Origin of the sequence: Pontibacter qinzhouensis, from assembly GCF_008017455.1 — a bacterium.
GTDB lineage: Bacteria > Bacteroidota > Bacteroidia > Cytophagales > Hymenobacteraceae > Pontibacter > Pontibacter qinzhouensis.
In genome coordinates, this window is the sequence record NZ_VRTY01000008.1 from 1 (window position 1) to 25,207 (window position 25,207).

At 47.4% G+C, this 25,207-nt stretch carries 20 protein-coding genes; 3 read left to right on the forward strand and 17 right to left on the reverse strand.

Translation table 11 applies throughout. The annotated features are described in order from the left end of the window. Nucleotides 1-1,487, reverse strand: a 1,487-nt coding sequence (locus FVR03_RS03120; RefSeq protein WP_147920310.1) for a DUF294 nucleotidyltransferase-like domain-containing protein, incomplete at its 3' end; no start/stop codon positions are given. Nucleotides 1,488-1,974: 487 nt separating this feature from the next. Between FVR03_RS03120 and FVR03_RS03125 the strand changes: the two genes are divergently transcribed. After that, complete coding sequence (locus FVR03_RS03125; RefSeq protein ID WP_147920311.1) at nucleotides 1,975-3,177, forward strand: hypothetical protein; 1,203 nt, start codon at nucleotides 1,975-1,977, stop codon at nucleotides 3,175-3,177. A gap of 315 nt (nucleotides 3,178-3,492) precedes the next feature. Here the strand turns inward: FVR03_RS03125 and FVR03_RS24240 are convergent, their stop codons facing one another. From FVR03_RS24240 to lon, 13 genes are all read right to left on the reverse strand, one after another. After that, nucleotides 3,493-3,633 (reverse strand): hypothetical protein, encoded by a 141-nt coding sequence (locus tag FVR03_RS24240; protein ID WP_187270025.1) that lies wholly within the window; start codon nucleotides 3,631-3,633, stop codon nucleotides 3,493-3,495. Next, the gene (locus FVR03_RS03135; RefSeq protein ID WP_222707164.1) at nucleotides 3,620-4,618 is read right to left on the reverse strand and encodes a PDDEXK nuclease domain-containing protein; all 999 of its coding nucleotides are present in this window, start codon (nucleotides 4,616-4,618) and stop codon (nucleotides 3,620-3,622) included. The genes FVR03_RS24240 and FVR03_RS03135 overlap by 14 nt, the downstream gene beginning before the upstream one ends. A 244-nt stretch (nucleotides 4,619-4,862) precedes the next feature. Then, complete coding sequence (locus FVR03_RS03140) at nucleotides 4,863-5,315, reverse strand: hypothetical protein (protein WP_147920313.1); 453 nt, start codon at nucleotides 5,313-5,315, stop codon at nucleotides 4,863-4,865. 549 nt (nucleotides 5,316-5,864) lie between these two features. Beyond that, nucleotides 5,865-7,763, reverse strand: coding sequence for an acetate--CoA ligase (gene acs, locus FVR03_RS03145; RefSeq protein ID WP_147920314.1), 1,899 nt, complete (start codon nucleotides 7,761-7,763; stop codon nucleotides 5,865-5,867). 110 nt (nucleotides 7,764-7,873) lie between these two features. After that, nucleotides 7,874-8,251 (reverse strand): response regulator transcription factor, encoded by a 378-nt coding sequence (locus FVR03_RS03150; protein WP_147920315.1) that lies wholly within the window; start codon nucleotides 8,249-8,251, stop codon nucleotides 7,874-7,876. 508 nt (nucleotides 8,252-8,759) lie between these two features. Then, complete coding sequence (locus FVR03_RS03155; protein ID WP_147920316.1) at nucleotides 8,760-10,451, reverse strand: sodium:solute symporter family protein; 1,692 nt, start codon at nucleotides 10,449-10,451, stop codon at nucleotides 8,760-8,762. 32 nt (nucleotides 10,452-10,483) lie between these two features. After that, complete coding sequence (locus tag FVR03_RS03160) at nucleotides 10,484-10,747, reverse strand: DUF4212 domain-containing protein (RefSeq protein WP_147920317.1); 264 nt, start codon at nucleotides 10,745-10,747, stop codon at nucleotides 10,484-10,486. 337 nt (nucleotides 10,748-11,084) lie between these two features. After that, complete coding sequence (locus FVR03_RS03165; RefSeq protein ID WP_147920318.1) at nucleotides 11,085-11,504, reverse strand: IS1/IS1595 family N-terminal zinc-binding domain-containing protein; 420 nt, start codon at nucleotides 11,502-11,504, stop codon at nucleotides 11,085-11,087. A gap of 352 nt (nucleotides 11,505-11,856) precedes the next feature. Continuing rightward, the gene (locus FVR03_RS03170; RefSeq protein ID WP_147920319.1) at nucleotides 11,857-12,585 is read right to left on the reverse strand and encodes an SDR family NAD(P)-dependent oxidoreductase; all 729 of its coding nucleotides are present in this window, start codon (nucleotides 12,583-12,585) and stop codon (nucleotides 11,857-11,859) included. Nucleotides 12,586-12,648: 63 nt separating this feature from the next. Continuing rightward, a complete protein-coding gene (locus tag FVR03_RS03175; RefSeq protein ID WP_147920320.1) occupies nucleotides 12,649-12,924 on the reverse strand; it encodes a hypothetical protein in 276 nt (91 codons plus the stop codon). A gap of 362 nt (nucleotides 12,925-13,286) precedes the next feature. Then, entirely contained in the window at nucleotides 13,287-14,678 is a 1,392-nt protein-coding gene (gene hslU, locus FVR03_RS03180; RefSeq protein ID WP_147920321.1) for an ATP-dependent protease ATPase subunit HslU, read from the reverse strand. Between the two features lie 190 nt (nucleotides 14,679-14,868). Further along, nucleotides 14,869-15,915 carry a type IX secretion system protein PorQ gene (gene porQ / locus FVR03_RS03185; protein WP_147920322.1) on the reverse strand — a complete coding sequence of 349 codons (1,047 nt, stop codon included), beginning with the start codon at nucleotides 15,913-15,915 and terminating at the stop codon, nucleotides 14,869-14,871. Nucleotides 15,916-16,260: 345 nt separating this feature from the next. Continuing rightward, entirely contained in the window at nucleotides 16,261-18,747 is a 2,487-nt protein-coding gene (lon, locus tag FVR03_RS03190; RefSeq protein ID WP_147920323.1) for an endopeptidase La, read from the reverse strand. A gap of 329 nt (nucleotides 18,748-19,076) precedes the next feature. Between lon and FVR03_RS03195 the strand changes: the two genes are divergently transcribed. Then, nucleotides 19,077-21,059: an OmpA family protein gene (locus tag FVR03_RS03195; RefSeq protein ID WP_147920324.1), complete on the forward strand. Its 1,983-nt coding sequence runs from the start codon at nucleotides 19,077-19,079 to the stop codon at nucleotides 21,057-21,059. A gap of 245 nt (nucleotides 21,060-21,304) precedes the next feature. Here FVR03_RS03195 and surE read toward each other — a convergent pair whose 3' ends face one another. Next, nucleotides 21,305-22,030 carry a 5'/3'-nucleotidase SurE gene (gene surE / locus FVR03_RS03200; RefSeq protein WP_147920325.1) on the reverse strand — a complete coding sequence of 242 codons (726 nt, stop codon included), beginning with the start codon at nucleotides 22,028-22,030 and terminating at the stop codon, nucleotides 21,305-21,307. 96 nt (nucleotides 22,031-22,126) lie between these two features. Between surE and FVR03_RS03205 the strand changes: the two genes are divergently transcribed. Next, nucleotides 22,127-23,005 carry a diacylglycerol/lipid kinase family protein gene (locus FVR03_RS03205; protein WP_147920326.1) on the forward strand — a complete coding sequence of 293 codons (879 nt, stop codon included), beginning with the start codon at nucleotides 22,127-22,129 and terminating at the stop codon, nucleotides 23,003-23,005. Nucleotides 23,006-23,591: 586 nt separating this feature from the next. On the opposite strand, the gene FVR03_RS03210 is transcribed toward FVR03_RS03205, so the two are convergent. Together FVR03_RS03210 and FVR03_RS03215 are read right to left on the reverse strand one after the other, a co-directional pair. Beyond that, nucleotides 23,592-24,038 (reverse strand): DUF6702 family protein, encoded by a 447-nt coding sequence (locus FVR03_RS03210; protein ID WP_255474038.1) that lies wholly within the window; start codon nucleotides 24,036-24,038, stop codon nucleotides 23,592-23,594. Between the two features lie 53 nt (nucleotides 24,039-24,091). Continuing rightward, nucleotides 24,092-25,204 (reverse strand): LysM peptidoglycan-binding domain-containing protein, encoded by a 1,113-nt coding sequence (locus tag FVR03_RS03215; protein ID WP_147920328.1) that lies wholly within the window; start codon nucleotides 25,202-25,204, stop codon nucleotides 24,092-24,094. Between the last annotated feature and the right edge of the window lie 3 nt (nucleotides 25,205-25,207).

The following is a 25,207-nucleotide window of genomic DNA, read 5'->3' on the forward strand; positions in this document are numbered from 1 at the left end:
GAAAGCTCCTCGTAAATGCAATCTGTTAGTTGGGCGCTCAGGCTAAAGTCCCCGAAAATTGGCCGGAAGTCGAAGAAGATAGAAGCATTCAGCAGCGCCTGCTCCGTAGGCTCCTGTATCCAGCTGTGGTAATATTTTTTCCAGACCGACAGTGGCTGGCACCACAGAGGGTTAGTAGCCATCATGTTAGCGCGGCATTTGTAAAAACCACACTGCTCCAGCACCTGCTGCACCATGTCGGCCAGTTGCAGAAAATACGTCTGCACTTCCTTTACGGCTGCAGCCGGTACATCCTCAAAAATGAGCATGTTATCCTGGTCGGTTCGCAGCAACTGCTCTTCGCGCCCCTCACTCCCGATCGAGAGCCAGCAATACGGCACCGGCGGCTCGCCCAGCACTTCTTCGGCATGCTGCAGCGCCCGCACCATTATAGCATCGTTTATTTCGGTGATGATGCCCGCTATAAACGAGATCTTTACTTCTTGCTCCAGGTATTTCTGCAGCAGTTCTTCGGCCCGCTCGCGTATACCCGGCAGGTTTTCTACGTTTGTTTGCCGTATTTCCCACACCAGCACCGCCGGGTTGTTGCCCTGCGTCAGCAGCAGGTCGTGCTCTGTCAGAACTGCCTCTGCCTTGCTTTTGGGAGTTCCGTCGGCAGTTACGCAAATATGCTTTACCCGGTTCCGGATCATTCGGATGAGGGCATCGGCCATGGCTGGTTCCGGGGCAATGGTTATAACCGGGCTGGTCATGATGGCTGTAACGGGTTCTTCTATGCCCACGCGCCCGGTTACCACTCTTTTGCGCATGTCGGTATCGGTTACAATGCCGATTGGCCGCTGCTGCGCATCCCATACCAACATAAAGCTGGAGTTTTTGGTGGTCATGCGTTGGGCAGCTTCCTGAATGGGAGTGTCCGGCAGGCACGCCAGCAGGTCTTTGTCGGCGGCCACTTTTACCAGTTCTTCCAGGCGCTGCGGATGCACAGCACCAGCACCTTTGCGCAAGCCAACACGGGCTTTCTGCGTGTGAGTCATGGTGCGGCGCAAGGCAGAGGCACCCGCTGCAAAGCCTGCCGCGAAGTAAAGTTCTACTTCTTCGTTTTCGGCCAGAATGTGTTCGAAAGGTTTGCTCGGAATAGCATACAAGAGGGTTTCCTCGCCGGCTACAGCCGTAGAAGAATAGCTTTTACGCACAATAAGCGCCCGTACGCCAAACACATCGCCTTCATCGCAAACATCGAGGAGCAAAATCTGCCCTATGCGCTCAGGGTCCTGCAGTTCGAGCCGCACAGAACCTTGCCGCACCACATAAAAATAATCATGTGCGGCATCGCCCTGCGCAAAAAGCACCTGCTCCGGCTCCATATACAACACCCGCACCTGTTGGGCAATGGCTCGCAGCTCTTCCTCCTTTACCAGGCTAAAGGGTGGGTATTGCTTCAGGAACTCGTGCACCCGCTCCTGTATGGTATTGGTTGCTTGCATGTGCGCTTAGTTTAGAAGTTTGAAATTACAGCTTTGGCGGGGGCTTTGCAAGGAGAGTGCTTACAACTGTTCTTTTAAAATGGCAGATGTCTGCTGGTAAGCAATACAAGAGCCAGGTTGTCTACTATTTTCTTCATCAGACATTCCAAACCTTTTCATATTCAGACTCCTTACGCAATCCTTTAACCAATGAACAATTGAGTAAACAGCAATTATTCTAATGAAAAAGTCCTTCAGAAGGATTAGATAAGAAATTATGCCAAGGTTCGTGCAACTACTTTTCTGGCAGGCACTTCTCCCCTTCTCTAAAAGTGCGTTCCAGTAATCTTACAATCGAAGTCTATGATTCAGAAATCTTCAACTTTTCAAGTTTTCTCATTAAAAGCTGCCTCGCCTGCTGCGCATTTATAAAAAAATAACTCTCCTGATTTGCAACATACTTGCATTAAGTTTATACTTGCAACATTGTTTCAATTAAATACAACATATGAGAGCCTCTTTTTACAAACTGTTCCTTTCTTTTTTAGCAGTCGCAGCCTTTTCTTCCTGCGATAAGAATGACCCCGAAATTGCGGAACCCGCCACAGAATTCAGGTACGTGCGACTGCTCGTTGCTGATGGCACGGCCAACACCATTACGCAAGTAAACCCGTATGATGGCACTACCTCCACTTTTGAAGCACCTTATGCCAACGCCAATCTTTACAGCACGGCATCGGGCCGTTTTGCCGCTATGCTCTTCGGTAGCCAGAATCATGTGCAGTTTTTCGATACCGGCCTGGAGTACCACGGCGACCATGTAGATGTAAAGGGAACGCCTAAGTTTGGTGCCATGACCAGCAGTGGCAGCAGACCGTCGCACTTCAAATCAGAAGGAACAGAATCTATTGTTTTTAACGATGGCGATGGTACGCTAAGTGTAGGCAGCGAAGCAGACTTTCATACGCCCGGAGCCACTATGCGGGTCATTCAGGCTGGAGTTGCGCCCCACCACGGAGCTATGGCCAAGTTCAGCAACGGCAACTACGCCATTACGCTCACCGACCCTGCTTCTTCGCTGTCGGGCCCACATGGAGTTAAAATCATAAATTCTGCCGGTGCTACGGTTCATGCCTCATCGCTGCCTGTAAGCCGCTTGCATGGCAATGCCACAGATGGTAGCAACGCTGTTTTTGGTGTAGAGGGAGGTGCTTTGGTGGTAACGCAAGCCGGTCAGCAGCGCCTGATCCCGAACCCGGAGGGCTGGGGTACTACGCGTGTAGGCACCGTGCTGTATGCCAAAGGAGCAAATAAATTTATCGGGTACACAAACCTAAAGGGCGCTTATTTTATCGATCTTGCCTCCAACAGGTTTACTCCCATTATCGAGAATACCGATATTATGCAGTGCAAACTTGATGCAGCCGGCAAAAACCTGCTGGCGCTGCTGCACGATGGCACATTAAAGGTATATGACCTGGCTTCCGGAAACCTGAAGAAAGAAGGAAATGTGATAGCCCCAACCAATACAGCTGACACCTTTAAGCCTGTTTTGGAAGCTACTGCCAAGTATGCCTACATCGCAGTGCCTGCCTTAGGAGAAGTACATCAGATCAGTCTGACTAATTTCTCGCAGGTGCAGAAACACACTGTTTCCGGGCAGCCTACTAAGCTCGCCGTGCTGGGCTACGAAACAAACGAATCGCATTAAGTTTTTTAAGATGGATTACCTTTAGTTGTTTACTTGTAAAGGGAGTGGTTTGTGCCACTCCTTTTTATTTTCCATATAATTGCACAGATCGAGCTGCAGCCTCACAAAGGCCAAAATCCGCTTCGTTGGCCCACTCCGTGGTATTAAAGCTTTTTCTTACAGTTTTGACAAGGCACTCATCTTACAGTTCCTGAAATATTCCTAAATGAAGATAGGGCTTCACACCAAATTGACTTTTTCTCGATTTTCAATAGTCAACAATAAACGATAGTCGGCATGAGCTTTTACATCTTTAACCGCTAAGTACATAGTCGTTTATTTTAAAGGATTAATCTGAAATGCCCATTCCTGCAAACCCAGGACGTCGTTTACCAGGTTAGGCGGCGTAAAAACTTCGTTGTTGCTTAAATTGGCAAGGCAGAATAATACGCCGGGGTTATAGTTAGTTTGTATCATCTTCTAACAATTTTTCAAGCTCCGCCGATAGCTCCGCTTTATCTGGCAGGTAAAGCTGGTACTTGCTTACAAATAGCTGGTTACTGATATTCTCTGTGGCGTATTCGACCAAAATATGATCTTTGTAAGCGCCTAAAACAATACCAATTGGCGGGTTGTCGCCTTCCACGTTTTCTTCTCTGGCAAAATAGTTCAGGTACAGGTTCATCTGCCCAATGTCGTTATGCTCTATTTCGCCCCGTTTCAGGTCAATTAATACAAAGCATTTAAGAATGCGGTGGTAAAAAACCAGGTCTACAAAGAAATGCCGGTTAGCCAGACTTATTCTATATTGCCGGCCAATAAAAGCAAAGCCTTTGCCTAGTTCCAACAGAAACTCTTCTAAATTCCGGATCAGTTTTTCTTCCAGTTCGCCTTCTTTATAGTGGAACTGCTGCGAAATGCCCAAAAACTCAAATACATAAGGGTCTTTAATAATATCGGCAGGCTTTTGAATTTCGGCTCCCTGTTCTGCTATCTGCAACACGCCAGCTTTGTCTTTGCTCAATGCCAGCCTGTGAAACAGCATGCTTTTCATCTGGCGTTTCAGCTCACGCACGCTCCAGTTTTCCTTTTCGCATTGCCTGGCATAAAAGCTGATCTCCAGGTCATTGTCAGCTTTTAGTATTTCAGTGTAATGGCTCCAGCTTAATTGTCCAGACAGTGTCTGGACTTTTGGAAACCGGCTATAGAATTGCCTGATTTGAAACAAATTTGACCGACTGAAGCCTTTGCCGAACTCCAAGGTCAAGTCTTTCGATAAACGGTCTAACAGTTCAGCTCCGTATTCCGCTTTCGCTTTGCCTCCCTGCTCAAATTCTACAATGTGTTTGCCTATTTGCCAATAGGTTTGTACCAGAATGGTATTAATAGCCCGCCCGGCCTGTTCCCGCCCGGTTTTAAGCAGCTCTCCAATTTGCCGAATCAGGCCGTTATATGGTTGCATTTCTTTCATTCAGTTTCTTCGCCCAGTTTTAGAAAGTGAGTTAGCTTGATTGTCTGTCTTTCATTATGGTGTCAGGTCGTTCACTTTACATTTTAATCCAACAATACGTTTTTGTTTTCTATCCTCTGTGTTAAGGTATTAGCAAAATGGCATGTTAAAGCAAGGTTTGTTCAGTATTGCCGCACAACGGACTTGGCTTTGCCATGGCGAAGCTATAGTAAATGTGTGGTTATCTAATTTAGTTTTATTTTCCTTTTAAAAAGTACTCCACATGAACTTTGTATTCCCTATTATATGGAATTGCAGGGTTAGTATAAATTGCAGTCCATTGCTTCAATACAGAGTCTCCTTTTACGATGCTTTGTTGATGGGTATTAAACTTAATATACCCTGTATCACCTACTACCACTGCATTCACACCATTCTTCAAGACTTCTTCATAGGATGCACTAGCTGGAAGAAATTTTACTACTGTACTGTCAGAATATTCCGAGGGAATAGAGTGATTGACTAAAAACACTTTTGCTCTGTACCAATCACCATTTTTAAGTCTGGTTCTTTCACGAAAAGCAAACAGAAAAGGGTCCGTATTATCTTGTCTTAATGCTTGTTCTTGCTTAGGCTCACAAAACTCAAATTCATTCAGAAGTTCATTATCCTTTGGCTTACACGAGAGAAGAAAAAGTACAAGTAACATGTTCTTCATTAACTTCCTATTTTAGATAACTAGATCATAAACCAAATATTCGGCTTATCTGCACTATGTATGAAGATAGCATTCACCAGTATTGCGAGAGAAAAGCCATCGCAGCTCAATAAAATGAATTATAAACAATTCTCCTATAGATCCAATTAATAAAGTAAAATCCTAAACAGAATAGAAGCTATATAACCACAGCCGCCCCAACTCCTCCCCCTTCCAAAGCAAATTAATGCCACTTCATATTAAAGCTCTTCCAAGGCATTTCCTCATCTCTTTTCGCAATCATTCATGGTTCTCGCCTACAAGATCTTTCCAAGATGACAGAAAAATAGATGTAGTTAGGGAAAGAAGTTGATGCGATTTGGTATTATTCTAATGAAAAAGGCCTTCCGAAGCTTATTTTGCTTTTTAGGCACAAGGGTAGTTTCTGGTTTATCACGTTTATTTCCAGCCAGAAACCAGCAAACAAAAAGCTCCTGCAGCACGAACTGCAGGAGCTTTCCATAAAAAATTAAAAGCCTGTGTCCTGTGTCTTGCGTCCTTTTACAGAGCACCTTTCACAATTTCATCTACAATGTCCGGGTCGAGGAGCGTGGCGGTGTCGCCGAGGTTAGAGGTGTCGCCTTCGGCTACTTTGCGCAGGATGCGGCGCATAATCTTGCCGGAACGTGTTTTGGGCAGGCCAGACACAATCTGAATTTTGTCGGGTTTGGCAATTTTACCAATCTTTTTGGCTACAGTCTCTACTATTTCAGCACGTAGATGGTCTACATTTCTGGGAGGTTCGTTGCAGATAACGAAAGCATAGATTCCCTGCCCTTTTACATCGTGCGGATATCCGACCACCGCCGACTCCACCACATGCTTGTTGTGGTTAATGGCCTCTTCTATTTCAGCAGTGCCAAAGCGGTGGCCTGATACGTTAATAACATCATCTACACGGCCTATAATACGGTACAGGCCGTCTTTGTTGCGCTTGGCACCGTCGCCGGTAAAATAATAGCCTTTGTAGGTCGAGAAGTAGCTCAGGCGGCAGCGCTCGTGGTCACCGTAGGTGGTCCGGATCATGCCGGGCCACGGGAATTTCATGCACAGGTAGCCTTCTACTTCATTGTCTGTAATCTCTTTGCCGTCGCTGTCGAGCAGCACGGGCTGTATGCCGGGCAAAGGAAAAGCGGCATGGCTCGGTTTGGTAGGTGTAACACCTGCAAGCGAGGAAATCATGATGCCGCCTGTTTCGGTTTGCCACCAGGTATCTACCAGCGGACATTCTTCTTTGCCCACATGGATGTAGTACCAATACCAGGCTTCCTCGTTTATCGGCTCCCCCACTGAGCCCAGCACCTTGAGCGAGTCGAGGCTGTAGGAAAGCACGTGGTCTTCGCCGGCTCCCATAAGCGACCGTATGGCTGTAGGCGCTGTGTAGAAAATGTTCACACCAAACTTATCGACCACCTGCCAGAAACGGCCGGCATCGGGATAAGTCGGAATGCCTTCGAACATAAGCGTGGTGGTACCGTTCAGTAGCGGGCCGTAAAGCAGGTAAGTGTGCCCTGTAATCCAGCCAATATCGGCCGTACACCAGAACACATCGCTTTCTTCCGGCTGAAACACATTACTAAAGCTGTATTGCGAATACACCATATAGCCGCCCACTGTGTGCACCACGCCTTTCGGTTTGCCAGTGGAGCCCGAAGTGTAGAGAATAAACAGTATGTCTTCCGCATCCATCTCTTCTGCCGGACACTCTTTAGCTGCATTCACAACCTCTTCGTGGTACCATACATCACGGCCTTCTACCATGTTCACGGCCCAGCCCAGACGCTCCACCACAATTACTTTTTTTACGGAAGGGCAGGTCTGCAGTGCCTCGTCTACCACCCTTTTTACCGGTATCTGCTTGGCACCTCGGTTCAGGCCATCAGAGGTAAGCACCATAGAGCAGTCGGCATCCTGAATACGATCGGCCATAGACGCTGCAGAGAAACCGGCAAACACCACCGAGTGCACGGCCCCAATACGGGCACAGGCCAGCACGGCAATAGCCAGTTCAGGAATCATGGGCATGTAAATGCAGATACGGTCGCCTTTTTTGGCACCGTTGTTTTTAAGCACATTGGCAAACTGACACACCTTCTCATGCAGCTCCCGGTACGTGTAGCGGATAAACCGTTCCTTTGGGTCGTTCGATTCCCAGATAAGGGCCAGCTTGTTGCCCCTAGTCTTCAGGTGGCGGTCGAGGCAGTTTTCGGTAATGTTGAGTTTAGCACCTACAAACCATTTCACGTCTGGCTTTTCAAAGTCCCATTCCAATACGGTGTTCCACTTTTTGTGCCACTTAAAGGTGCCGGCAATGTCTGCCCAGAACCCGGCAGGATCCTCCACGCTTGCTTTATAGGCTTCCTGGTAATCTTCAAATGTCTTTATCTGGTAATTTGTCATGGTCGTAAATAATAGTGTGGTTGTTGAATTCAGTATTAATACCAATTTAACACGGTTCAGAAATAAAAGTTAGGACATCGTTTTTGAATTTACAGCTATCTGGCTCAGAATCAGGCTACCAGCTCCTTTACTTTTTCTACCAACTGGCGCGTTGAGAATGGCTTTGGCAGGTACATATCGGCTCCGGCAGCATAGGCTTTCTGCATGTCTTCTTCTTTTGTTTTGGCACTGATGATGATCACTTTGGCCTGTCCCATTTCCTTTTTCCGGCGCAGGTAGCGGCACACTTCATATCCATCCACGTCGGGCATCATCAGGTCGAGCACTACCACCTGCGGCAGCTCCTTGTCTATGCTTTCCATAGCCTCTGTGCCGTTGCAGGCGATGTACACCTCATAGCCGCTCTTGCGCATCAGGAACTCCAGCGGCATCAGAATTCCCGGCTCATTGTCCACAATCAGCACTTTCAGCTTCTCATTCTCTTTCATAGACTTTTCTGCGAAGGGACTTCGCCAAATTAAAAATTAGAAATGTCAGAAAATATGCTCAAATGACAGCCGTAGAAAAATTTTTCACCTGTTTCCTATTTGTGAGTTGCTGATCTGTTCAGGACAGCTTTACTAAGGCTCTTCCAACTGTCTTTTCATTTAATTTTTCCCCTGATGTTAATAATTGCCAGGCTACCGGCAATGGTGTATGGTGGTTCCGGATCAGCAATTATTCTAATGAAAATGGCCTTCCGGAGGCATTTTGGGACGTAAGACACAGGATTTTTTTAGTTAAGAGTTTTCATACATTCATCCTCTCATTCACTCAATAAAATTCCTCCATCTTCAAATTTCCAAATCAACTATTTAACCATTAAGCCATTTAACAATCAGCAATTATTTGAATGAGAATGGCCTTCCGGAGGTATTTTGATGTTTGGGGGCATGAGCACCCGCGAGGGGTGCGGCTACAGGGGGCATGTTCAAAATATTAATTTCTAATTAAACATCAGTGGTGCACGGCTTCTCCTGCGCCTCTTGGTATCCGGATATCTTCAACCAGCTCCTGAATGTGCAGGGGCGGCGGCGGCGTGAACCTCGATACCACGGTGCAGACTACAAAATTCAGCAGCATACCTAATGTACCGATTCCTTCCGGCGAAATCCTGAAGATCCAGTTTTCGGGTACGTTGGCGGCCGGGTTAATAAATTTAAAGTACAGAATATAACCGATCGTGAAGAGCAGGCCTGTGATCATACCCCAGATGGCCCCTTCCTTATTCATACGTGTGGAGAAAATACCCATGATGATAACCGGGAAGAAAGAAGCAGCCGCCAGACCAAAGGCAAAGGCCACCACTTCGGCCACAAAGCCGGGCGGATTAATGCCGAAGTAGCCAGCTATAACCACAGCGGCTGTAGCAGCCACACGCGCCGCTACCAACTCCTGTTTTTCTGAGATGCCCGTCATAACCGATTTTTTGAGCAGGTCGTGAGAAATAGCGCTGGAGATAACCAGCAACAGGCCGGCTGCAGTAGAAAGCGCCGCTGCCAGTCCGCCAGCTGCTACCAGGGCCACTACCCAGTTTGGCAATCGGGCAATTTCAGGGTTGGCCAGCACCATAATGTCTTTGTCTATCATCAGTTCGTTCCGCTCCGCGTCCTGCACATACTGAATTATGCCATCCGCATTTTTATCGTTTACACCAATCAGACCGGTTTTTTGCCAGTTCTCTACCCACTGCGGCATAGAGGCGATAGGCTGGTTGCTGGTGGTGCTGAGCATGTTGTACATCCCGAAGGCTCCTACGGCAGGTGCTGTGGTGTATAGAATGGCAATAAAAAGCAGCGCAAACCCGGCAGAGCGACGCGCATCTTTTACCCGTGGCACCGTAAAGAAGCGCACAATTACGTGCGGCAAACCAGCTGTGCCTACCATAAGGGCAGCCGTAATAAAAAACACATCTATCTTAGCTTTGCTGCCGCTGGTGTAGGCACCAAAACCAAGCTCGGTGAGCAGGCCATCCAGCCGGTCGAGCAGATAACCGCTTCCATCAGTTAGCTCGCTGCCTAAACCTATTTGCGGAATAGGAGTACCCACCAGCATAATGGAGATAAAGATGGCAGGCACCATGTAGGCAATAATCAGGACACAGAACTGTGCCACCTGGGTGTAGGTAATACCTTTCATGCCGCCAAGCACAGAATAAAAAAGCACGATAATCATACCGATAATCACGCCAGTCTCGATCTCTACTTCCAGGAAGCGGGAGAACACGATGCCCACGCCCCGCATCTGGCCTGCCACATAGGTAAAGGAAATAAAGATGGCACATATTACGGCCACCAAGCGGGCCGTTTTGGAGTAGTAGCGGTCGCCTACAAAATCGGGAACGGTAAACTTGCCGAACTTGCGCAGGTACGGGGCCAGCAGCAAAGCCAGTAGCACGTAACCGCCTGTCCAGCCCATCAGGTACACCGAGCCATCGTAGCCCATAAACGAGATAAGGCCCGCCATAGAGATAAAGGAGGCAGCCGACATCCAGTCAGCAGCTGTGGCCAGACCGTTGGCAAGCGGAGAAACACCGCCCCCGGCCACGTAGAACTCTTTTGTTGATCCGGCTCTGGACCAGATGGCGATGCCGATATAAATAGCAAATGTAATCCCGACGATAATGTAGGTCCAGGTTAATATTCCCATGGGTCTGTTCTGTTTCTTGTTGCGTTTAACAATTAATCTTCGTGCACATCGAATTCGCGGTCGAGCCGGTTCATGAGCCACACGTACACAAAAATGATGAGCACAAACGCGTAGATAGCGCCTTGCTGCGCAAACCAGAAACCTAGTTTAAAGCCTGCAAACCGGAACTGGTTTAGCTCCTCTGCGAACAATATGCCGCAGCCAAACGATACAATAAACCAAATACTGAGCAGTATGATCAGGATCCGGACATTGCGCCGCCAATACTCTTTCATTCTCGCTTTGTTATTTTCCATTTTTATAGATGCTGGGTGTTAGATGCTCGATTTTAGATATTAGGTTTTAGATACATACTGCTTGTGCTGCCGAACCTAAATGTAGGTGATGTACGACAATCAAAATTCAAAGCGGCCAAAGGCCGCAGAATAGAGGTCACGAGCGAGGACGTTCGCGCCATGTTAATCTCTAATTTTGAATTTTAAATTCTGAATCAGCTATAAGTATAGGCAGGTTTGGAGAGAAAGACGATTCGCGTGTATACAAATGCTAATTAACTATAGCTGCCTGCAATATAGGTTCGCTAAGGTGGAGAGAAGTGAGTATAGTAGTGCTTAGGCAGAACCTAAACCGCAGTTATTCTTTAAAGCGTTTCCACTTAATCATCATGTATTTGTCGCCGAGTTCTGTTATCATCATACCAGCGCCTTGCAGGTTTTTAGCCGACTGCATGTGTGCTACCAGCTCGCTGTGGCTCAACACTTTGTAGGAGGGGTGGTACTCCGTTTGCTCCGGTTGCTTTACCTTGTATTTCCGCACCCAGTTCATAACCGACACATGGCTTACCCCCAGAATGCGTTCTATTTCGCGGTAACTCACCCCTTCTATGTACAGCTGCAGCGCTTTTGTAACATAGTAGCTATCGATGTTCTTGCCAAGTTTGCTTACGGTAAAATAATAGCTGCACTTTTTGCAGCGATACCGTTGCCTTTCGTTTATGATACCACTTTTTACAACATGTTGCGCTTCGCAGCGGGGGCATAGAGGGTGCTTCATAAGTAGTTCCGGCTTTTTCTATCTAACTTACATTTGTTAGTGCAAACATATAGTATTTTAGCATATATATACCATTTTAGCAAAAATAGTTTACAAGGCAGCTTTTGTGGTCCCTGCAAAGGCTTCTGAGCAATAACCAGTTTAACAATCAGCATCTATTAATCATCGATTATGCTAATGAAAATGACCTTCAAAAGGAATTTGGGCAGAAAATGGTCAAGGGTTGTAGAAGGCTAAGATAAACCATTCGGACTGTTCAAGAACTCTGGCAAAGTAACTGATAACTTATAACCAAAAAAGCGCTGCCTTTGCGGCAGCGCTTCCTCGTGAACAGGTAAACTTCAAGTTAAAATCACATATCTCTTACCGATAAAATAATGTCATCATACTTGTCGGTCTCATGCAGGAACTTCACGATTTTCTGACCTACTGCCTCTGGTGCAGATAACTCGCCACTTGTTTTGTATTGCCTGAATTTTTCTACAGCGCTAAACTGCGTGGCATTCGACTCTCTTATCTGCTCCTGCATGCCTGTGTCTACCACACCCGGCGATAGCGAAAACACTTTTACTTTAGCATGGCGCACCTCCTGCTCTTTCTGCACAGTGAGCGAAAGCATGTCGAGGGCGGCTTTGGAGGCACAGTAACTGGCCCAGCCATCGATGGGGTATTTGCCTGCTCCGGAACTGATGTTGACAATAACTTTAGGGCAAGGCTGCTTGTGGTACACCTGCAGAAAAGTGTTCATAAAAATAGCCGGCACCACCACATTTACATCCATCACGAATTTAAACAAGTCGTTGGGTAGTTGCTCACCCACATAACCTATATCGCCGAGCACACCCGCATTGTTGATCAGCACAAGCCGGTCTGCATCTTTTAAAGGCGTAAAAATTTTATGCAGGTTATGCTCCACTCCTTCCAGGTCCGAAAAATCGAGCGGTTGAAAACGGTAATTTTTGTGGTTGATGCTGTTCGTGCGGGATACCCCGATCACATAGTTACTTTCATCTTGCAAAAGTTCTTCTGCTATTGCCTTGCCTATGCCTTTGCTGGCCCCTGTTATAATGTAGTAGTTCATGCTGCTAATATATAGAACGATAAAGTATAGATTACGAAAGATAGTAGTTTGCAGATGCTCCGGCTATTTGTTTAAGTATGTGTTCAGGTACAGCAACAGCACGAAAAAGATAAGCAACAGCAAAGCCAGGGAGAGTAAAAATCCTGTGATGGCTGTTTTAGCAAAATAAAGTGAGGCTAGAGTGGTGACAGTTACGGCAGCCTGAGCCGCTGTCACGTTTCTGCCTTGCGCCCTTAACGAGTCTTTCTGCTGCAGCGCCCGGTACACAGCCACCAGCAGCAACAGGTAACTACCAGCCAGCAAAAGCAGCAGCACGATATCTGGCAAGGCGGTGGGCATTGTTTTTATACGAATAGAAGGCTTTTACTGCACGATCTCATACTCTTTACAAACGCATCAGACTTCATAAGGTATAAATTTCGAGTGAGTGAATGGGAGAATAAACAATTGCCCCAACATCTAATCATTGACTCCTGTAAATCGTTCTGTAGCGGCGTTATAGTATAACGCCGCTACTGCGGACACAGCCTCTGATGAGGCAAAACAGCAATTGCCTCCTTAAACCCTTTAGAATATACTCATGTAAGCAAAGGCATCAGCAACAAAAAAACAGGAGCCCCTGCCACAGCAAAAGCTCCTGTCCTATAAAATCGAAAGCAGAAAATCTAACTTTTAACTCTCTAACTTTCTAACTCTTTAACTCACAAAATATACTGGCTAAGGTCGCGGTTGCGAACCATATCAGATAATCTTTCGAGCACCATTTCGCGGGTTACCAGTATTTTGGCGTTGGCTCCTATTTTATCCGGCACATCGAACAAAATCTCGTTTAGCAAGCGGCTCATAACGGTGTGCAGCCTACGGGCACCTATGTTTTCTACTTCTGCGTTTACTTCAAAGGCAATAGAAGCTATTTCGTCCAGGGCTTCGTCGGCAAAGGTTAGCTCTACGTCTTCTGCGGCCAACAAGGCTTCGTACTGCTTGGTGAGCGCGTTTTTCGGGAACTTCAGGATCTGGTAGAAGTCCTCTTTGGTCAGGCTTTGCAGCTCCACACGAATCGGGAAGCGGCCCTGCAACTCCGGAATCAGGTCGGATGGTTTGGCCACGTGAAACGCACCGGCTGCGATAAACAGGATATGGTCGGTGTTGATGATGCCGTATTTGGTGTTCACAGCGCTGCCCTCTACAATCGGGAGCAGGTCGCGCTGCACGCCTTCGCGGCTCACGTCGGGGCCACCGCTTTTCTTGCTGGAACTGGCTACTTTGTCGATCTCATCTATAAAGATCACGCCTGCGTTCTCTGCCTTAAAAATCGCCTCTTCCTTCACCTCGTCCATATCGATTAGTTTGGCGGCTTCTTCTTCGAGCAGAATTTTGCGGGCTTCCGCAATGGTCACTTTGCGCTTTTTGGTTTTCTTGGGCATCATGCCACTGATCATCTCCTGGATGTTCATCATAGAAGCTTCGTCCATGCCGGGGCCCATAACGCCTACACCTGGCAAAGCGCTCTGCTGCACCCTTATCTCAATCTTGCGGTCTTCGAGCTCACCATTGCGGATTTTCTCTCTGAATTTTTCGCGGGTGCGCTCGTTAAGTTCGTAATCGGTATCGGGCATCGCGTTAGCGTCGGAGCTAAAAGACACAGGCGCTGCACCACGGCTCTGTATTGGCGGTATAAGGGCATCTAATATGATGTCTTCTACCACCTCTGCCGCTTTCTGCTTTACCTCTTCTTTTTTGGCAGCCTTCACCATGTTCACCGACTGCTCTACCAGGTCGCGTACCATGCTCTCCACATCGCGGCCTACATAGCCAACCTCCGTAAATTTAGAGGCTTCTACTTTGGTAAAAGGAGCATCGGCAATTTTGGCCAGCCGGCGGGCAATTTCTGTTTTACCCACACCTGTTGCACCAATCATCAGAATATTGTTCGGCACTATTTCGCGCCTGATGTTCTCATCGGCATTCATTCTGCGCCAGCGGTTTCGGAGCGCAATGGCTACATTTCGCTTGGCATCTTTCTGACCTATAATATATTTATCCAGTTCTGCTACTATCTGAGCCGGGGTTAAGTGTTCTAAGGACTCTAACATTTCAATTGGTTGTTAATTTGAAATCTCATTTATTTATCTGTCGGTCTTTATAACAGCTTTGTAAAGCGGTCATAAAGGCTTCAGCAACTCAAAAATTAGAAACCCTGAAAATCGCTTCTATAAATGATTTGAAGCAGTATTTTAAACATTCCTAATTTTTAATTTCTAATTTTTAATTTAGCGCAGCTCTTCAACTGCTTTTCCGTTTCAGGAAGGTGCTTGTATTGGTACTTACGGTAATATAGTGGCTTCCGCCGGACGGGTGGAAGAAGGCAGCTCCATAATTCAGCTCAAAGGACCGAACCCGCAACATGGCACCCAACGAAAGGCCTGCACCACCAGAGGCCGTATCTAGCCGAAGTTCCTTACGGCGCAGGTGGTTATACCCCGCCCGCAGCTGAAAGTTCTTACTGAAAACAAACTCTGCACCTGCCACAAAGTGGCGGGCTATTTTATCGCCCAGTTTTTTCTCTTCTTTTATCTCCTCGCCGTTCTCATCGAGTGCTCCCCGCTCATTTGGGTCGAGGTACACAATGTCGAACTGGTAAAGCCGGTGCGCGGTAAGCGACAGCCGCACGGGCATGTGCTCTGGCTTGTAGCTCAGGCCTAGTTGCGCATCAAAAGGCATTGGTTGCCTCTCACCGCCATCGAAGGGCTTTAGCTGGTAGCCAATGTTCTTAAAAGCGAGGCCAACCGTAAAATCTTCTTCCGGGTGTTTAAAACTGCCACCCACATCGGCCAGCACACCTACTGCTTTGTCGCCAGCCATACTCGACACAGCCATTTTAAGGGTAGCCCCGATTGTGAAGGCCTCTGTTTGCCGGGCATGGCTCAGGCTAAAGGTATAGTCGTTCACCGAAAAAGTGCCAAGCTCCATGCCATTAGCATCTCGCCTGATAAAGTTGCCGTAGTTAATGTAATTCAAACCTACTGTATAGCGGCCAAACTTCTCGTTGTGGAAGCCATACATCAGGTTGCTGTGGGTTATATCGCCTAAGTAGCCGGTGTAGCTAAGCGAGAGCTGGTTATCCATTTCGGACTGGAGCAGGCCAGGGTTAGCTGCTACCATGTTTACATCGTGGCTCCAGGAGCTTACGTTTACGCCGCCCAGTGCTGCCAGCTTCGCGTTAGAAGGCAACTCCAGAAAGGAGAAGGTCCGCTGCCCTCCCAGCTGCGCATTGGCTCCCATTACCACACCCAGGAGCAAGGCCATAACTGCACTTACTTTTTTTACCATGCCCTTAAGTTAAGCAGCTCTTTTTAAATTGTTTAATGGTTAAATGGCTAAATTGTTATCCTTTATATACATAGATGCAGGAGGAGAAACTTCTCGTGAGTTAAAAGCTATTATCCCAGCCAAAGTGCAGCTTCTCCCCTATCTTCTAACTTTCAACTAAAAAATCAGCACCTCAGAATATTTAACCATTAACGCGTTAATCAAATTATTCTAATGGAAATAGCCTTCCGAAGGCTATTTCCATTAAATAGGGTCAAGGGTATGCAAGAGCTTGCGGCCACACTTTTACCAGAACGTAATAAACTTCAGTTTCTGATAGTCTGCTTAAACAAAACGGCTCTTCTGCTACTCCACCACCGGCTTCTCTTCTGTTACCGTTAGCTTTAGCGGGTATTTCACTTTCTCTTTCAGCAGGGCCAGCTTTACCACATCATCCACGCGGTCAACATAATGTATTTTCAGGCCTTTAATGTAGTTCTCCGGAATTTCGTTTATGTCTTTGCGGTTTTTCTGGCATAGAATAATGTCAGAGATGCCGGCACGGCGTGCAGCCAAAATCTTCTCTTTTATACCGCCTACAGGTAGCACTTTACCCCGTAAGGTAATCTCACCGGTCATAGCCAGGCGTGCACGAACCTTGCGCTGCGTAAACACCGAGGCAATAGAAGTAAAAATAGCGATACCCGCAGATGGTCCGTCTTTCGGAACAGCACCTTCCGGGAAGTGAATGTGCAGGTCGTACTGGTCGAAAAGCCTGTAATCGATATCCAGGAGTTCAGCATGTGCCTTCAGGTAAGAAATAGCCGTCATAGCCGACTCTTTCATTACATCGCCCAATTGCCCCGATAAGGTAAGTTTGCCTTTGCCTCTGCTCAGAATAGACTCGATGAAGAGGATATCCCCTCCTACCGATGTCCAGGCCAGGCCGGTTACCACGCCAGCTGTGTCTATGTCCTGGTAAATTTCTTTGTCGAAGATCTCCGATCCCAGAATCTTCACCACATCTTCTGGCTTAATGGCAGGAGTAAACTCCTCCTCCATGGCCTTCAGCTTGGCCGTGTTCCGAACCAGTTGCCCGATTTTGCGCTCCAGGCTCCGCACACCAGATTCGCGGGTGTAATCTTCTATTACCTTCTGAATGGTTGCTTTCGGCACCTTCACGTCTTCCTCCTTTAAACCATGCTCGCTTACCTGCTTCGGCACCAGGTGACGCCTGGCAATCTCGGTTTTCTCTTCCAGAGTATAGCCGGTCAGCTCAATTATCTCCATCCGGTCGCGCAGGGCAGGCTGTATGGTATCTAAAGAGTTGGCAGTCGCAATAAAGAGCACCTTCGAGAGGTCGTACTCCACATCCAGGTAATTGTCCAGGAAGGTGTGGTTCTGCTCCGGGTCCAGCACCTCGAGCAGAGCCGAAGACGGGTCACCACGGAAATCGGAAGCCAGCTTGTCGATCTCATCCAGAATGATAACCGGGTTAGATGAACCTATTTTCTTGATCTGGTTGATGATCTTTCCCGGCATGGCCCCCACATAGGTGCGCCGGTGCCCGCGAATTTCTGCCTCATCGCGCACACCTCCTAATGACATCCTGACATACTCGCGGCCCAATGCCTTGGCAACCGAACGACCAAGCGACGTTTTACCTACGCCCGGAGGTCCGTAAAGGCACAGAATCGGCGCTTTCATGTCCTGCTTCAGTTTCAACACGGCCAGGTATTCTATAATCCTGTCTTTCACCTTCTCGAGGCCGTAATGGTCGGCATCCAGAATTTTTTTAGTGCGCTTCAGGTTAAAATTGTCTTTGGTATACTCGTTCCATGGCAGGTCGAGCAGGAACTCAAGGTAGTTTACCGCCACCGGATACTCAGCCGCCTGCGGATTTACTCGCGCCAGCCTTTCTATCTCCTTGCTAAAGTGCTTGGCAACTGGCTCAGGCCATTTCTTTTTGGCGGCACGCTCTCTGAACCTGGCAATCTCCTGGTCGGGTCCCTCCTGCCCCAGTTCATCCTGCAGCACCTTTATCTGCTGCCGCAGAAAATAGTCGCGCTGCTGCTGGTCTATATCGGTGTGTACTTTGGTATGGATCTCCTGCTTTAGCTCCAGCAACTGTATTTCGCGCAGCATCAGTTCCAACAGCTGGGTGCCACGCTCTGCCCCGTCGTTTACCTCTAAGAGCTGCTGCTTCTGGGCCACCTCCACATTCAGGTTCGACGACAGAAAGTGCGTCAGAAAGCTAGGGCTATCTATATTATCGAGGGCTACCTGCGCCTCCTGCGGAATTTCAGGGCTGAGTTTCAGCATTTTAGCCGCCGCATCTTTCAGCGACTGCACCAGTGCCTTTACCTCTTTGCTCTTTTTGTTTGGGAACGTTTCGGTGCAGTAGCTGATGCGAGCCTGCAGAAAAGGATCTTCTTGGGTAATTTCCTCTATCTTAAAGCGGCTCTGCCCTTGAATTATAATGGTGGTATTACCATCTGGCAGCACCAGCATTTTCAGGATTTTAGCTACCGTGCCTACCTCAAACAGGTCTTCTGCGGCAGGCTCATCGCTGGTCATGTTTTTCTGGGCCACAACACCAATGGTTTTATCGCCCTTATGAGCTTTACGCACCAGCCTCACCGATTTTTTGCGGCTTACCGTAATCGGCAGCACCACGCCCGGAAACAGCACTGTGTTTCGGACAGCTAAAATAGGCAACTCATCAGGCAAGTCTTCAGTTGAAACATTCTCGTCCGGATCCAATGTGATAATTGGAATCATGTCATCATTTTCTTCTCCGGTGATATCGCTCATCAAAAGCTGGTGTAAAAAGTTATTGGAATTATATGTCATAAGTCAGATTAGTGCCAGTTTGACAGAAAATAGCAGCAGTATGCTTTCTCTGTAAGTAGTACGTGTATAGTCAAGACCTGTGCCAAGCCTGCAGTTTATGGCAGGCAACCGCACAACAATTGTAGTTTTAATTTCTGATGGTCGCCTTTAATTCAGCCTGCAGCACAAGCTGCGGAATTTAGTTGTAAGCTACAGCCGAGGCAATTCTCTAATTAAAACCCTGGAGTCTTCTTTTCTTCAAAAAATAAATACTTAGAGAGTGATTGTTGTTATCAAATTTATTTGCTAAAAACAATATCTTTGAGCCTATAGTAAATGTATACGGGTTAATGAAGTTCAATTCCCTTTTCGGGTTCTTTTTGTCTTTTTTTCTGTTGCCATTCCTCAGCGCAGGGCAGTATCAGCATGTCCCGTTGGATTCTGCTCAGACTAAAGTTCACAAAAATACCCCATCTGTCGGTTTTCAACTACAATTTTCTAATATTAATGTAATTTCTTATTACAACGACCGCAAAGCATTAGCTACTATCCAGAAGCTTGAGAAACGGAAACAATACAAACAGGTACTGCCGCTACTGGAGAAATATGTTAAAAACTTCGCCATCGAAAATTTTTACAAAGATACGCACCTGCTCTGGCGATTAGGGCAGCTTTATGAGCGGCAGGGGCAAAAGGAGAAGGCCGTTGCCATGTTTAGGCTCGTTCTGAAGCACCACCGCTCCGATGCCCGCCGGGTGCAATCCTATTACGACTCGCTGGAGCAAAACACCAAAGATTTTTACGTACCCCTCGACTACTACTATGAGCTGGTAGAGTACCGCAAAAAGATTACTACGTTTAAGCCGCCAAAAGGTGTTTACCTGAACATGGGGAATGCCATCAATTCTGCTTATGAAGATTACGGCCCGGCGCTGAGCAAAGACAATGAGCTTCTGATATTTACATCGAAACGCAACATACAGGGCATACACGGCAAGTCGAACGAAGACTTGTTTTACTCCAGGCAGGTAAACGGCCACTGGCAGGATGCCAAAGCGTTTGGCAAACCCCTTAACAGCATTTATAACGAAGGATCGGCGTGCCTGACCCGCGATGGCAAAACCATGTATTTTGCCCGTTGCGAAGCACCAGATGGACTGGGCAACTGCGACATTTACTCGGCCATCCTGCAACCCGATGGCACCTGGGGCCAGATAAAAAACCTCGGAGCTAATGTAAACAGCTACGCCTGGGACTCACAGCCTAGCCTTTCGACAACAGAAGATACCCTTTACTTTGCCTCCGACCGCCTGGGAGGGTTCGGCCTCTCCGACATATACTTTACCTACAAGCGCAAAAGCGGCGACTGGGCTCCGGCCAAGAACATGGGCCCAGTTATAAACACCCGCGAGAGTGAGGTTAGTCCTTTTTTCCACCCCCTCTACCAGGTGCTGTATTTTAGCTCCAGGGGGCAGCTTTTTAATTTCGGCGATTTCGATATTTATAAAACCTATAAGGTTAAAGGGAAGTGGCAGGAACCCATGAACATTGGTCCGTTGGTAAACGGTAAGGGCAGCGAATACTATTTTACGATAGATACCGACTCCAAAAACCTCTACTACGCCCGCTCCGAAGCCGACAACATCGAGAACCTGGATCTGTTTTCTTTTCCGTTGCCCATGGAGGCGCACCCGCTAGCTGTAACCAAAGTAGAGGGTACGCTGGTAGATTCAGTCACGCAGAAGCCACTTTCGGGCGTTATTTCCGTTATCGACCTGGAAAATGGCATCGAAATTTCCTCTAAATACATTCGGCCCGATGGTTCTTTTGAATTTAACCTCATCGACCATTCGCGCTACATGATCATTATTCAGAGCCCTGACTTTTTTACCATTGAGCGGGAGTTATCGCTGCAGAACGACACGTCGCTGCAGGTGATGACCACGCTCATAGATTACAACATTCCGCTGGTGTTCGAGAACATCGAATTTGACCCCATGGAATCGGATATCAAAAAAGAAATGGAGCCTATTCTGGATGAAGTTGCTTTTTTCCTGATTGACCACCCCACCTATATGCTCGAGATTTCGGGCCATACAGATGGTGCCGGAAATGCCGATTTCAACCAGGAACTGTCTCAGGACCGGGCGAATGCTATACGCCGCTACATAGAACAGAAAGTGAACCTGCAGGAAGGTCGTATAATAGCCATTGGCTATGGCAGCAGCAAACCCCTGCGCGAAGAAAAAACCGACGAAGACAAACGTATTAACCGCCGGGTAGAGTTTAGGGTAGAGAAACCAGACAGGCCAAAACCGGGGGCTGGCAGGTAATTTATGGCTGTGCCAAATTAGCAATCAGTTTGCCTTAGCAATGAGCTTTAACCTCTCAAACCCTTGAGCCGATTTTCCCAAAAATCCTTCTGAAGGCCATTTTCATTAGCATAATTGCTGAATCACAGATTAACTGGCTTTTACCCCTACCTCACAACTTAACATAGCTTACCTTTCCAGATAGCGAAATAGGAGCAAAACCTTTTAATCTGTGATCCAGAGAATAGGGTTGGTTTACTTTTCTGTTATCCCCGCTTCATAGCTTTTTCCAGCTCCTCATAATTGGTAAGGTCCAGGCGTAGCGGCGTAATAGAAACGTAGCCGTGGTCCATGGCCCAGCGATCAGTACCGTCTTCTGTCTCTTCCACTGGTATTACCGTGAACCAAAAGTGTTCGCGGCCCATGGGGTCGGTGCCCGGTACTACCTTGCCATCGTAGTGCCGGAGCGACTGGCGTGTCCATTTAATGCCTTTGGCCTGAACCGGAATATTCACGTTGAGCAGTGTCAGGTCGTTTTGGGGCAAGAGCAGTTCCAGGGTTTCGCGCACAAATGGCTTTATCAGGTCAAAATCTGGCTCGTCGCGGGTAACGGGTGTGCTGAAGGCAATGCCTCTGGTGCCAAACAATGCCGCCTGCTTGGCTGCAGCCAACGTGCCTGAGTGCCAGGCCGAGTTACCCAAATTTGTACCCAGGTTAATACCCGACAGCACAATATCGACCTGCTGCTCCCAATGAAAAAGTCCCATGGCCACACAGTCTGCCGGAGTACCGTTAACGCGGTACGCCTCAAAATCGCCGATAGGCGTGGGCCGGTACGAGAGCGGGCGGGTTGCCGTAATGGCATGCCCCATCGAAGATTGTTCCACATCAGGGGCCACAATGCGCACCTGTCCAAATTCCGAAGCCACCTCGGCAAGAGCCAGAATGCCCGGGCTATAAATTCCGTCGTCGTTTGCTATTAAAATTCGCATAGTCTGTTCTGTTATTTAAAAAGCTGTTTTCAGATAACTAACTTCTTCACTTGTCCGTTATGTGTGAGCGAGTTAATCCTTACTAGATACTGTTTTATGCCTGCACGTGTTACCTTATTGCACAATCCGGGAGCCGGCTTTGAGCAATACACCCCCGAAGAGTTGATACATGAGCTGAAGAAAAAAGGCTACGATGTTCACTACGCCTCCACCAAAGAAGACGATTACGAACAGTACCTGCATGCTCCGGGCGAGTTGGTGATAGTAGCAGGAGGTGATGGCACCGTTCAGAAAATTTCAAAATACCTGGTAGGCCGCGACATCCCGATCGGGCTGCTGCCACTAGGCACTGCCAACAACATTGCCACCACGTTAGGCATAAAAGGCCAACCTGCCGAAATTATTGCCAGCTGGGATCTAAATAGAAAAAAGCTATTTGATGTGGGCATTCTGGATGGGCCAAAAGGCAGGAAATATTTCGTGGAGGCCGTGGGTTTGGGTATCTTCCCGAAGCTCATCCAAAAACGCGAAAAAGATGATGAAGAATTCGACAGCCGCGAAGAAGAGCTACAGGACGCACTGGAGCATCAGCAGGAAATCTTAGAGAAAGCCTCTTCTTTTAAAGCCACCCTACAACTCGATGAGGAGCACTTGGAAGACGATTACCTGCTGGTCGAGATCATGAACATAAAATTTACGGGCCCGAACATGGACCTTGCACCGAAAGCCGACCCAGGCGATGGTTGGTTCGATGTAGTAGTAGTAAAAGAGCACGAGCGAAAAAAATTCTCTGCCTACCTGGATGCGTGCCTACGAGGCATTGAAAATTCAGACCAATTTAAAGTGCATCGCGCTAAGAATATTGAGGTGACAACCGAATGTTCCCATTACCACATAGACGATGACACACAGAAAAACAAAGAAAATAGATTAAACATAGAACTGGTGCCGCATGGGCTGCAGTTTCTGGTCTAAGTCTCTTTCTTACTCAGCCATCCTGATAAAAATTAACTAGCAAGCAATACGGTAGCTAGTGCAGCGTCGGGTATGGTTTGGTCCTGAACAAGTAAAGCTGCCAACTTAGACCGACTCTGAACTTATTGGTATCAGAAAATGCATCATCTTCAAAAAAACGACACACAGTTTTTTGATTTGTAGAACAAGTAAAAAAGTCTCATAGCCTGTGCCGCTACCATCAAAACATGATGAGTTGACCCTTGGCAGAACTCTCAGAAAAAACCTTCCGGAGGCTGTTTCTATTAGAATAATTCCTCCTGTGCAAAAAGTAAAGATTACTGTTTGGAGTATTTCGTAGGAGCATGTCGAGCGGTTTGTTGAAATTGGAAGTATCCTACTCTCACAGCCATGGCAGCACTTATACAAAGAGCTGCCATGGCTGATGGATCTTGCCTACAAGATCCCAAAGGGATGACAAAAGGAGAGATGATGGAGTACAAATCGTTATGAGACGACTACTGCACAAATAAATTATTCCAATAAAAAGGCCCTTCAGAAGAAAAAACAGGCTTTTGGTTTCAAGGGTTTGAAAGGCCTGCCGTTGCTACAGGTTTACTTTTTTGGGGCGGTCGTTTTTCTGAAAAAGCAAACTGTTGGTTTTGCCTTTGGAGTTGATATTGACTATGTTCATCTGGTCGTTGAACAGCTCCATTAACACAGTGTTGTGCACCAGAAGTGGCAGGGTCGCATGCTGAACAGGCACCTCCACATAAGCCCATACAGCATCTGTCTCTGCTTCTGACCCCAGGAAATGGTGCTGCAATGGTTTTCCTTTTTCCTGCTCAAACACCAGGTGCTGTTGCAGGTATGCCTGCAGGTGCTGCTGCACATGCGCTGCCTTGCTATAAACAATCTTGCCCTTCGTTTTTTTGGAGAGAGCATCTTCCAGGTCGTCCATAAACACTTTTATGGCTACCTCCAGGCGCTGCGTCTTGGGGTTATAGGAAATATCGGTTATGCTGGCATGGTAATCATGTGCTGAAGTTTGCAAGCTCAGCAGCAAGGAAAAAAGGAAAAACAGAGTGCGAAATAACTTCATATTAATTATTCGGCTGGTGGCAGATCTGCCATCACACGCCGGGCCATGCTGGGCATGGTATCACTCACAATGCGTTGTACATCGTTTATATTTGATTCGTAAGGCACATTTACCTTGTTACCCGATATCAGTTTCCCGGAGCTGTCGTAGATCGAATAGTGAACCAAAAAATCACGCTGATAGTTTTGTGCCGCCCTGTCCAGGCAATTCTCGTAAATTGTTTTTACCTCAAACTGGTTTATGAAAACATAGTAATCGATATCGTAGGCGCTGTTGTAGCGATCAAAGAAAGAAGCATCTTTTACCGTAACGCCGTAGTGCTTGCTCTGATCTTTGGCTACCGGTGTAGGTCCTGCTTCTTTGTTGGTTATCTTCTCTTTCTGCTTCTTAAGCCAGTCTGTTGGCGATTGCTTGTCGTTTGTATTCACCGCAGGCTGCCTGTTGTACTTCGACTGTTTGTTGTCCTGATAGCTGTAGTGCAACGATTTGTAGACACTGCTCATTTCATTTACACTGTCGCGGTATACATCGCCGAGCAGGTGTATGGTTTCGTACTCGCGGCTCGCCATCAAGGCATCGAGGCGGTTCCGGAAGGCATACCGGATGTTCGGACGCGGTATCCGCGATTTTTGTGCAATCTCATCATCGGCATCCGAAAAGTACAGGTAAGGGTCGAAAGGGATCACCATAATCCGGCTTTTGGTTTTGGTGGCTGCAGGGGCTGGTGAGGCCGAAGCGGTAGTACTGTTTACGCCTGCTCCGGTTGTGTACTGGCTGGTGGCACGGTCACCTGTAGCCGGCGCTGGGACAGTTTGATTTTGGCTATTATCCCCTGACCCAGCTTTTTTCTGTGTAGCCGCTACTCTGGAGGTCAGGTAAAGTGTTTGCCCGATCTGCAGCTTGTTCTCGTTCCACTGCTGCAGCGAGTCAAGCGGAATGTTAAACCTCCGTGAAAGACTATAATACGTATCGCCCTGCTGCACTACATACACACTATCAGACACAGCCGCTTGCTGCACGTTGGCGGCACCTAAAGCTACTGGAGCCGCCTCTGAACTTGTAGATACAAAAACTAAAAAAGTAAAAATTAACAGGGCAAACGTTGTAATAGCTCTCATCAG

What these genes read in the sequence shown, in the direction of transcription:
- FVR03_RS03195 (WP_147920324.1), top strand. Translation starts at nt 19,077, where the DNA reads ATGAAGTTCAATTCCCTTTTCGGGTTCTTTTTGTCTTTTTTTCTGTTG.
- lon (WP_147920323.1), bottom strand. Translation starts at nt 18,747, where the DNA reads ATGACATATAATTCCAATAACTTTTTACACCAGCTTTTGATGAGCGAT.
- FVR03_RS03215 (WP_147920328.1), bottom strand. Translation starts at nt 25,204, where the DNA reads ATGAGAGCTATTACAACGTTTGCCCTGTTAATTTTTACTTTTTTAGTT.
- acs (WP_147920314.1), bottom strand. Translation starts at nt 7,763, where the DNA reads ATGACAAATTACCAGATAAAGACATTTGAAGATTACCAGGAAGCCTAT.
- FVR03_RS03165 (WP_147920318.1), bottom strand. Translation starts at nt 11,504, where the DNA reads ATGAAGCACCCTCTATGCCCCCGCTGCGAAGCGCAACATGTTGTAAAA.
- FVR03_RS03125 (WP_147920311.1), top strand. Translation starts at nt 1,975, where the DNA reads ATGAGAGCCTCTTTTTACAAACTGTTCCTTTCTTTTTTAGCAGTCGCA.
- FVR03_RS03155 (WP_147920316.1), bottom strand. Translation starts at nt 10,451, where the DNA reads ATGGGAATATTAACCTGGACCTACATTATCGTCGGGATTACATTTGCT.
- FVR03_RS03175 (WP_147920320.1), bottom strand. Translation starts at nt 12,924, where the DNA reads ATGCCCACCGCCTTGCCAGATATCGTGCTGCTGCTTTTGCTGGCTGGT.
- FVR03_RS03135 (WP_222707164.1), bottom strand. Translation starts at nt 4,618, where the DNA reads ATGCAACCATATAACGGCCTGATTCGGCAAATTGGAGAGCTGCTTAAA.
- FVR03_RS03160 (WP_147920317.1), bottom strand. Translation starts at nt 10,747, where the DNA reads ATGGAAAATAACAAAGCGAGAATGAAAGAGTATTGGCGGCGCAATGTC.
- FVR03_RS03140 (WP_147920313.1), bottom strand. Translation starts at nt 5,315, where the DNA reads ATGTTACTTGTACTTTTTCTTCTCTCGTGTAAGCCAAAGGATAATGAA.
- FVR03_RS03170 (WP_147920319.1), bottom strand. Translation starts at nt 12,585, where the DNA reads ATGAACTACTACATTATAACAGGGGCCAGCAAAGGCATAGGCAAGGCA.
- FVR03_RS24240 (WP_187270025.1), bottom strand. Translation starts at nt 3,633, where the DNA reads ATGATACAAACTAACTATAACCCCGGCGTATTATTCTGCCTTGCCAAT.
- FVR03_RS03150 (WP_147920315.1), bottom strand. Translation starts at nt 8,251, where the DNA reads ATGAAAGAGAATGAGAAGCTGAAAGTGCTGATTGTGGACAATGAGCCG.
- surE (WP_147920325.1), bottom strand. Translation starts at nt 22,030, where the DNA reads ATGCGAATTTTAATAGCAAACGACGACGGAATTTATAGCCCGGGCATT.
- porQ (WP_147920322.1), bottom strand. Translation starts at nt 15,915, where the DNA reads ATGGTAAAAAAAGTAAGTGCAGTTATGGCCTTGCTCCTGGGTGTGGTA.
- FVR03_RS03205 (WP_147920326.1), top strand. Translation starts at nt 22,127, where the DNA reads ATGCCTGCACGTGTTACCTTATTGCACAATCCGGGAGCCGGCTTTGAG.
- hslU (WP_147920321.1), bottom strand. Translation starts at nt 14,678, where the DNA reads ATGTTAGAGTCCTTAGAACACTTAACCCCGGCTCAGATAGTAGCAGAA.